The sequence below is a fragment of the Streptomyces sp. S6 genome, from assembly GCF_054880855.1.
This window is the reverse complement of sequence record NZ_JBTYMC010000026.1, coordinates 32722-39865: the sequence shown is the minus strand read 5'-3', so window position 1 is coordinate 39865 and position 7144 is coordinate 32722. Positions and strand designations below refer to the sequence as shown.

The window sequence follows — 7144 nt, the reverse complement described above, 5'->3', positions numbered from 1 at the left end:
CTGGCGCGGGCGGATCGCGGGGCGCTCGCGGTCGTCGTCGGCGTCAACATGCTGGCCGCCAGCGCCGGGCTCGTGGGGCCGTGGCTGCTCGGGCGGATCATCGACGACGTCCGGAGCGGGGCGGGCGTCGGAGCCGTCGACCGGCTGGCGCTCGGGATCCTGGTCGCCGCCGTCGTCCAGTTGCTGCTGGCGCGGTGGGGGCGGTACAGCGCGCACCGGTTCGGGGAGCGGACGCTCGCGCGGGTGCGGGAGGAGTTCGTGGACCGGACGCTCGCGCTGCCCGCGTCCGTCGTCGAGCGGGCCGGCACCGGGGACCTCACCACGCGCGGCACCGCCGACGTCGCGGCCGTCGGGACGACCCTGCGGGACGCCTGGCCCCAGATCATGGTCGGCGGGGCGCAGGCCGTGTTCCTGCTGGCCGCCGTCTTCTTCGTCGACCCGTGGCTCGGCCTGGTCGCGGCCCTCGGGCTCGCGCCGATCTGGGCCGGGCTGCGCTGGTACCTGCGCCGGGCCCGCACCGGCTACCTCGCCGAGGGCGCCGCGACCTCCGAGGTCTCCGAGATCCTCGCCGCGACCGCCGGGGGCGCGCGGACCGTCGAGGCGTTCCGGCTCGGCGAGCGGCGGACGGCGGCGAGCCGGGAGGCGCTGGAGGTGTCCCGGCGCACCCGCTTCCACACCCTGTTCCTGCGCAGCGTCTTCTTCCCGGTCGTCGAGGTCTCCTACACCCTGCCGGTGTCGGCGATCCTCGTCCTCGGCGGGGTGCTGCACACGCACGGCGTGATCAGCCTCGGCGCGGTCGTCACCGCGACCCTCTACACCCGGCAGTTCTTCGAACCGCTGGACCAGGTGCTCGTGCAGGTCGAGCAACTCCAGAGCAGCGGGGCGTCGTTCGCCCGCGTCGAGGGGATCGCGCAGGCGCCGGGCGCCGTCCGGGGCGACACGCCGACGCCGGCCGACGACCGGATCGACGTCACCGGCGTGCGGTTCGCCTACGAGCGGGGCGGTGAGGTGCTGCGCGGCGTCGACCTCACGGTCCGGCCCGGCGAGCGGCTCGCCGTCGTCGGCCCGTCCGGCGCCGGGAAGACGACGCTCAGCCGGCTGCTTGCGGGGGTGGACGCGCCCACCTCGGGCTCGGTCACCGTCGGCGGCGTGCCCGTCGCCGACCTCGGGCCCGAGCAGTTGCGCCGGCAGGTCGTCCTCGTCACCCAGGAGCACCACGTCTTCCTCGGGACCGTCCGCGACAACCTCCGCATCGCCGAACCCGGCGCGGGGGACGAGGAGTTGTGGTCCGCGCTGGACGCCGTGGGCGCGGGCGACTGGGTCCGCGACCTGCCGGGCGCCCTCGACGCCGAACTCGGCGCCGGCTCCACCGCGCTGGACGGCTCCCAGGCCCAGCAACTCGCCCTCGCCCGCGTCGTCCTCGCCGACCCCCACACCCTCATCCTCGACGAGGCGACCGCCCTCCTCGACCCCACCACCGCCCGCCACACCGAACGAGCCCTCGCCGCCGTCCTGGCGAACCGCACCGTCATCGCCATCGCCCACCGCCTCCACACCGCCCACGACGCGGACCGCGTCGCGGTGATGGAGGAGGGGCGGCTGACGGAACTGGGGACGCATGAGGAGCTGGTGAACGCGGGGGGTGCTTATGCGGAGTTGTGGGGGACTTGGCATGGGGGGCGGGGGGAGGGGGACTGAGGAGGCGGGCTTACTCCCGCGAGGTGAGGACGGGTTCCGGTTCGAGGTGCTGCGGTGGTGCGACGCGTCGCATGTGGACGGCGATGCCTACGGGTCGACCAGAGCACTGGGCCCGACCCCTGTGTTTCCTCAACGTCCGGGACGGTCGGTGCGGGAGAGCACGCCGGTGATGGTGTCCGAGAACGGCTCCCGTTCAGTGAAGGGGAGCGCCACCTCCACCAGTCGTCCGTCGTGGAGCATCCACAAGCCGAAGCAGTCGTCGTCCTCGTCCCTCAGCAGAACCTGAACCGACCAGGGGGCGGGCCAGGGCAGTGATTCGAGGTGGGTGAACAGCCCGTGCCAGTTGTCGCGAACGAACTGGACGACCCAGGCACAGCACTCCTGCGAAGGTGTCCCCGACCCGGCGAAGACGTTGTCCCCCACGCGCGTGAAGCATTGGTGCCACTCCCGCGTCTCGTCAGGGCGAGTGAGAGGCTCCATCACGTCCTCCGCCCTCCGCGCCAGGACGATGACCTCGGTGTATCTACTCATGAGTCCAGTTTCCAGTGAGGTGGCCCGTGATGTGGACACCGATACCGGTGACTCTGGACTCTGTTGGTGAAGTTGTTCCGATGCGCATGTCGCGGCCACTTGGTGGTCGCCGTCGGCCCGGCGGCACAGGGCGTAGTCGAGGGCTTGGCTCAGGTGGACGTGGTGCCGACCTCGACGCCCTGGAGCGGTACATGAACGACCCCGTGCACCTGGCCGGGGACGACGTGATCCTCCCGCACATCCAGCGCATGGGCGCCGTCCGCGCCTCCGACGACGCCGACCCGGAGATCCGGGAGAAGGTGGCCGCCCTGCACGGGGCGAAGCTCGCGCGGTACCCGGAGTGGGAGCGGCAGTTGGAGACCGTCCCGGAGACCCGGTTCTGACAGGCATCGTCACCCCCCGGGTCGTACCCGCGCATCAACCGATCGGTTGATGCGCGGGCCCGCGAATGGTGGAGGCGGGTTCTGGCTGCTCGGGCGATGTGCGGGCGGGGCAGTTCCGGGAGCCTTGAGCCATGCCCGTCATCGAAGTAACGGATCTGCACAAGGCGTACGGCGCCCACAAGGCGGTCGACGGACTCTCCTTCGCCGTGGAGGAGGGGGAGATCTTCGGAGTGCTCGGCCCGAACGGCGCCGGGAAGACGACCACCGTGGAGTGCGTCGAAGGCCTGCGTGTGCCGGACGCGGGGCGGGTCCGGGTGGCCGGGCTCGACCCCGTCACCCAGCACACACAGGTCGCCCAGGTGCTCGGGGCGCAGCTCCAGGAGAGCGAGTTGCAGCCCAAGCTGACCGTCCGCGAGGCGCTGGAGCTGTACGCCTCCTTCTACGCGAGCCCGGCGGACTGGCGGCCCCTCGCGGAACGGCTCGGCCTCACCGGCAAGCTGACCACGCGGTTCGCGAAGCTGTCCGGCGGACAGAAGCAGCGCCTGTTCATCGCGCTCGCGCTGATCGGGAACCCCAGGGTCGTCGTCCTCGACGAACTCACCACCGGCCTCGACCCCCGCGCCCGCCGCGACACCTGGGAGCTGATCGAGGACGTCCGCGCGAACGGGGTGACCGTCCTGCTCGTCACGCACTTCATGGAGGAGGCCCAGCGCCTCTGCGACCGGATCGCCGTGATCGACAAGGGCCGGATCGCCGCCCTCGACACCCCGTCCGGCCTGATCCGCCGCTCCGCCGGAGCCACCGTCATCAGCTTCACCCCCTCCACCCCCCTCGACGAGGCCGACCTCGCCGCCCTCCCGGCCCTCTCCTCCGTCGAGCACAAGGACGCCCGCCTCACCCTCTCCGGCACCGACGAGACCGTCAACGCCGTCATCACCCTCCTCGCGCGCCGCCACATCACCGCCCACCAACTCCGCGTCACCGACGCCACGTTGGACGACGCGTTCCTGGACCTGACGGCGGCGAAGGAGACCACGGCATGAACACCGGCTCCTCGACCCCGGCGCCACCCCACCCCTCCGTCCGGAAGCCGACCGCCATGGCCACCACCGCCTCCACCCCCTCCCTCTTCAGCCCCGCCGTCCTCAAGACCGAACTCCGCCTCCTCCTGCGGGAACCCGGCGCGTTGTTCTGGATCTTCCTCTTCCCCACGATCCTCCTGGCGATCCTCGGCTCGATCCCCTCCTTCCGGGAGGTGGACAAGTCGTACGGCGGACTGCGGCCGGTGGACGCGTACGTCCCGATCGCGGTGCTGCTCGGGATGATCGTGGGCGGCATCCAGTCGATGCCGCAGACCCTCACCGGCTACCGGGAGCGCGGCATCCTGCGGAGGATGTCGACGACGCCGGTCCGCCCGACGGCGCTGCTGGCCGCCCAGATGGTGGTCTACGGCGTCGCGGCGCTCGCCTCGGCGCTGCTGGCGCTGACGGTGGGCCGCCTCGTGTTCGACGTGACGCTCCCCAGGCAGCCGTTCGGATACGCCCTCGCGCTGCTCATGACGCTGCTCGGAGCGCTCGGCCTCGGCTCGGTGATCTGCTCGCTGTCGAAGACGACGAAGATCGCGGGGGCCATCGGGTCGGCCGTGTTCTTCCCGTCCATGTTCACCGCGGGCGTCTGGATGCCCGTCCAGACGATGCCGCACGGCCTGGCGACGGCCGTCGGCTACACCCCGTTCGGCGCGGCGGCGCAGGCCCTGAACCAGGCGGCGGCGGGGGACTGGCCCGGCTGGGGGCACCTGGGGGTGCTGGCCGCGTGGATCGTCCTGCTGACGACCGCCGCGGCGCGCTGGTTCCGCTGGGAGTAGGACCGACCGGCACATGGGGGGGCTGGGAGAAAGGGCGGGGCCATGGGGACCGACGACAACGCCTGGGGGAGTGCGTGCCCAGCCCCGCGACGCCGCCTCTCATCTGCCGGTCGACCTGAGGGGGAGGCAGCCGTGCAGACTGAACGCATGGACACGCAGGACAGGCAGATCGAAGCGCGCTGGGAGCAGCTCCGCGACTGGGCGCCCTACGCGATGCTCGGCATCAGCGTCGTCCTCGGGACGATCGCCGTCGGCCTGATGGCGGGTCCCGCTTCGTGGTGGGCCGCCGGGGGGCTCGTCGTCGCGAGTCTCGTGCTCCAGCTGTGGTGGCAGGGTGCCCGCCGGCGCCGTCCGAACCGGGGGCGGACGCCCTCCCCGGCGGGGACGGCGTACTACCTCGTCCGCTGGGCCTTCGCGTTCGTCCTCACCCTGCTCAACCCGTTCTTCGCGTTCTACGCGGCCACCGGATACATGGACGCCGATGAGCTGCTGCCCGGCAGATGGCGCAGGGTCGGGCTGTTCGTCAGCGCGGTTCCGGTGGCCGGCGCGCAGTCCGGGGGGCTGCCCCCGCACAACCTCGGCCAGGGGGCCGTGTTCGTCACGCTGCTGTTCTTCCAGTTCGCGTTGCAGTCGGTGATCGCCCACCTCAACGAGCAGGAAGCGCACCGGTCCGGTGAACGCGTCACCACCATCACCGAGCTGGAACGCACCAACACCGCCCTGCAACAGGCCCTCGACGAGAACGCCGCACTGCACGCGCAGCTTCTCGTCCAGGCGCGGGAAGCGGGCGTCGCCGACGAACGCAGGCGGCTCGCCGCCGAGATCCACGACACCATCGCGCAGGGGCTGACCGGGATCATCGCCCAGCTCCAGGTCGTCACGAACACGCCGGATCCGGACGCCGCCCGCGAGCACACCGTCCGCGCCATGGACCTCGCCCGGCACAGCCTCGGGGAGGCGCGGCGCTCCGTGCACAACCTCGCGCCGGTCGCGCTGGCCGACGCGGGGTTGCCGGACGCGCTGAAGAAGACGGTCGCCGAGTGGGGCGAACGGACGGGCGTCCGCGCCGAGTTCACGGTGACCGGCACCGCCGAGCAACTCCACGACGAGGTCTCCGCGACCCTCCTGCGCATCACCCAGGAAGCCCTCTCCAACGCCGCCCGGCACGCCCAAGCCACCCGCCTGGGAGTCACCCTCTCCTTCCTGACCGACGAGGTGATCCTCGACATCCGGGACGACGGCCTCGGCTTCGACCCCCTCACCCTCCCCGCCCGCACCCACACCGGCGGCTTCGGCCTCCCCGGCATGCGCGCCCGCGCCGAACGCATCGCCGGCACCCTCACGATCGAATCCGAACCGGACCAGGGCACCGCCCTCTCCGCTCGCGTACCGTTGGTCCGCCATGACCGATGACCTGCCCCACACCCCGGCCGACGCCCCGACTGACCCTGGGTTCACCCCGCACCCCGACCCCGACGCCATCTCCCTCCTCATCGTCGACGACCACCCCGTCGTCCGCGACGGCCTGCGCGGCATGTTCGCGTCGGCGCCCGGATTCCGGGTGCTCGGGGAGGCGGCGAACGGGGTGGAGGCTGTGGAGAAGGCGGCGGTGCTGGATCCGGATGTGATTCTGATGGATCTGCGGATGCCGGGTGGGGGAGGGGTCGAGGCGATCGCGCGGCTCAGCAGGGAGCGTGCGCGGGCCAAGGTGCTCGTGCTGACGACGTACGACACCGACTCCGACACCCTCCCCGCGATCGAGGCGGGGGCGACGGGCTACCTGCTCAAGGACGCGCCGCGCGACGAGTTGTTCACGGCGGTGCGGGCGGCGGCGCAGGGGCGGACGGTGCTGTCGCCCGCGGTGGCGACACGGCTCGTCAGCGCTGTGCGCAACCCGGTGAGCGAGCCGCTGTCAGGGCGGGAGAGGGAGGTGCTCGCGCTGGTGGCGAAGGGGACGTCGAACCGGGAGATCGCGCGGGAGCTGTTCATCAGCGAGGCCACGGTGAAGACCCATCTCACCCACCTCTACGCCAAGTTGGGCGTCAGCGACCGGGCGGCGGCGGTCGCGGTGGCGTACGAGCGGGGCATCCTCGGCCCCTGAGCACGAGAGAAACCCTCAGACCTATCTGTCCGACACCCTCATCTCGAACCACGTCGTCTTCCCCCGCGGAAGTAAGTCGACCCCCCAGCGGTCGGACAGCTTGTCCACGAGGAACAACCCCCGCCCGCTGACGTCGAGTTCCTGCACCGGCATCAGACAGGGCAGCCCCCGCGAGGGATCGCGCACCTCCACCCTGATCCACCCCCGGCGCCGCCGCATCCGCAGCCCGAAGACCCGCCCCCCGGTGTGCCGCACGGCGTTGCCGACGAGTTCGGAGACGAGGAGGACGGCGTCCTCGGCGAGCTTGGGGGACAGCCCCCACTGGCGCAGGACGACGAAGTGGGTGAGCCGGCGTGCGGCGGCGGCGGACTCCGGCCGCGACGGGAGCGGAATCTCCGCCTCCGTGGGATCGCCGAACAGCTCTACCGCCCTCAGCGCCCGCTCGTCCTCGATCGCGGGCGACCAGCGCGCCGCGTCCACACGCCCGTGTCCCCGCGGCTGTTCGAAACTCTCCAGCCCCGCCATGCCCCCATCATGGCCGCCCGGAGCGCCGTCCGGAGCCGTTCC

8 protein-coding genes are annotated in these 7144 nt (G+C 72.1%); 6 read left to right on the top strand and 2 right to left on the bottom strand.

Annotated elements, in window-relative coordinates; translation table 11 throughout:
* On the top strand, window positions 1–1698 hold a 1698-nt coding region (locus tag ACVNF4_RS06265), incomplete at its 5' end, for an ABC transporter ATP-binding protein (RefSeq protein ID WP_461801661.1).
* Between the two features lie 129 nt (window positions 1699–1827).
* Here ACVNF4_RS06265 and ACVNF4_RS06260 read toward each other — a convergent pair.
* Window positions 1828–2229 (bottom strand): hypothetical protein, encoded by a 402-nt coding sequence (locus tag ACVNF4_RS06260; RefSeq protein WP_461801660.1) that lies wholly within the window; start codon window positions 2227–2229, stop codon window positions 1828–1830.
* A 191-nt stretch (window positions 2230–2420) separates the two neighbouring features.
* Here ACVNF4_RS06260 and ACVNF4_RS06255 point away from each other — a divergent pair, with 191 nt between their 5' ends.
* The 5 genes from ACVNF4_RS06255 (at window position 2421) to ACVNF4_RS06235 (ending at window position 6577) form a co-directional block, all read left to right on the top strand.
* On the top strand, window positions 2421–2612 hold the full coding sequence (locus tag ACVNF4_RS06255) for a hypothetical protein (protein ID WP_461801659.1): 192 nt from the start codon (window positions 2421–2423) through the stop codon (window positions 2610–2612).
* Between the two features lie 131 nt (window positions 2613–2743).
* Complete coding sequence (locus ACVNF4_RS06250; RefSeq protein WP_461801658.1) at window positions 2744–3655, top strand: ABC transporter ATP-binding protein; 912 nt, start codon at window positions 2744–2746, stop codon at window positions 3653–3655.
* A 56-nt stretch (window positions 3656–3711) separates the two neighbouring features.
* Window positions 3712–4476, top strand: coding sequence for an ABC transporter permease (locus ACVNF4_RS06245; RefSeq protein WP_461801663.1), 765 nt, complete (start codon window positions 3712–3714; stop codon window positions 4474–4476).
* Between the two features lie 147 nt (window positions 4477–4623).
* Window positions 4624–5889 (top strand): sensor histidine kinase, encoded by a 1266-nt coding sequence (locus ACVNF4_RS06240; protein ID WP_461801657.1) that lies wholly within the window; start codon window positions 4624–4626, stop codon window positions 5887–5889.
* The gene (locus ACVNF4_RS06235) at window positions 5879–6577 is read left to right on the top strand and encodes a response regulator (protein ID WP_461801656.1); all 699 of its coding nucleotides are present in this window, start codon (window positions 5879–5881) and stop codon (window positions 6575–6577) included. The genes ACVNF4_RS06240 and ACVNF4_RS06235 overlap by 11 nt, the downstream gene beginning before the upstream one ends.
* Window positions 6578–6598: 21 nt before the next feature.
* Here ACVNF4_RS06235 and ACVNF4_RS06230 read toward each other — a convergent pair whose 3' ends face one another.
* Window positions 6599–7102 carry an ATP-binding protein gene (locus ACVNF4_RS06230; RefSeq protein ID WP_461801655.1) on the bottom strand — a complete coding sequence of 168 codons (504 nt, stop codon included), beginning with the start codon at window positions 7100–7102 and terminating at the stop codon, window positions 6599–6601.
* Window positions 7103–7144 lie beyond the last annotated feature (42 nt).

Bases quoted from the DNA above. Each gene is read 5' to 3' on its own strand.
- ACVNF4_RS06245 (WP_461801663.1), top strand. From the start codon at position 3,712: ATGGCCACCACCGCCTCCACCCCCTCCCTCTTCAGCCCCGCCGTCCTC.
- ACVNF4_RS06235 (WP_461801656.1), top strand. From the start codon at position 5,879: ATGACCGATGACCTGCCCCACACCCCGGCCGACGCCCCGACTGACCCT.
- ACVNF4_RS06240 (WP_461801657.1), top strand. From the start codon at position 4,624: ATGGACACGCAGGACAGGCAGATCGAAGCGCGCTGGGAGCAGCTCCGC.
- ACVNF4_RS06250 (WP_461801658.1), top strand. From the start codon at position 2,744: ATGCCCGTCATCGAAGTAACGGATCTGCACAAGGCGTACGGCGCCCAC.
- ACVNF4_RS06260 (WP_461801660.1), bottom strand. From the start codon at position 2,229: ATGAGTAGATACACCGAGGTCATCGTCCTGGCGCGGAGGGCGGAGGAC.
- ACVNF4_RS06230 (WP_461801655.1), bottom strand. From the start codon at position 7,102: ATGGCGGGGCTGGAGAGTTTCGAACAGCCGCGGGGACACGGGCGTGTG.
- ACVNF4_RS06255 (WP_461801659.1), top strand. From the start codon at position 2,421: ATGAACGACCCCGTGCACCTGGCCGGGGACGACGTGATCCTCCCGCAC.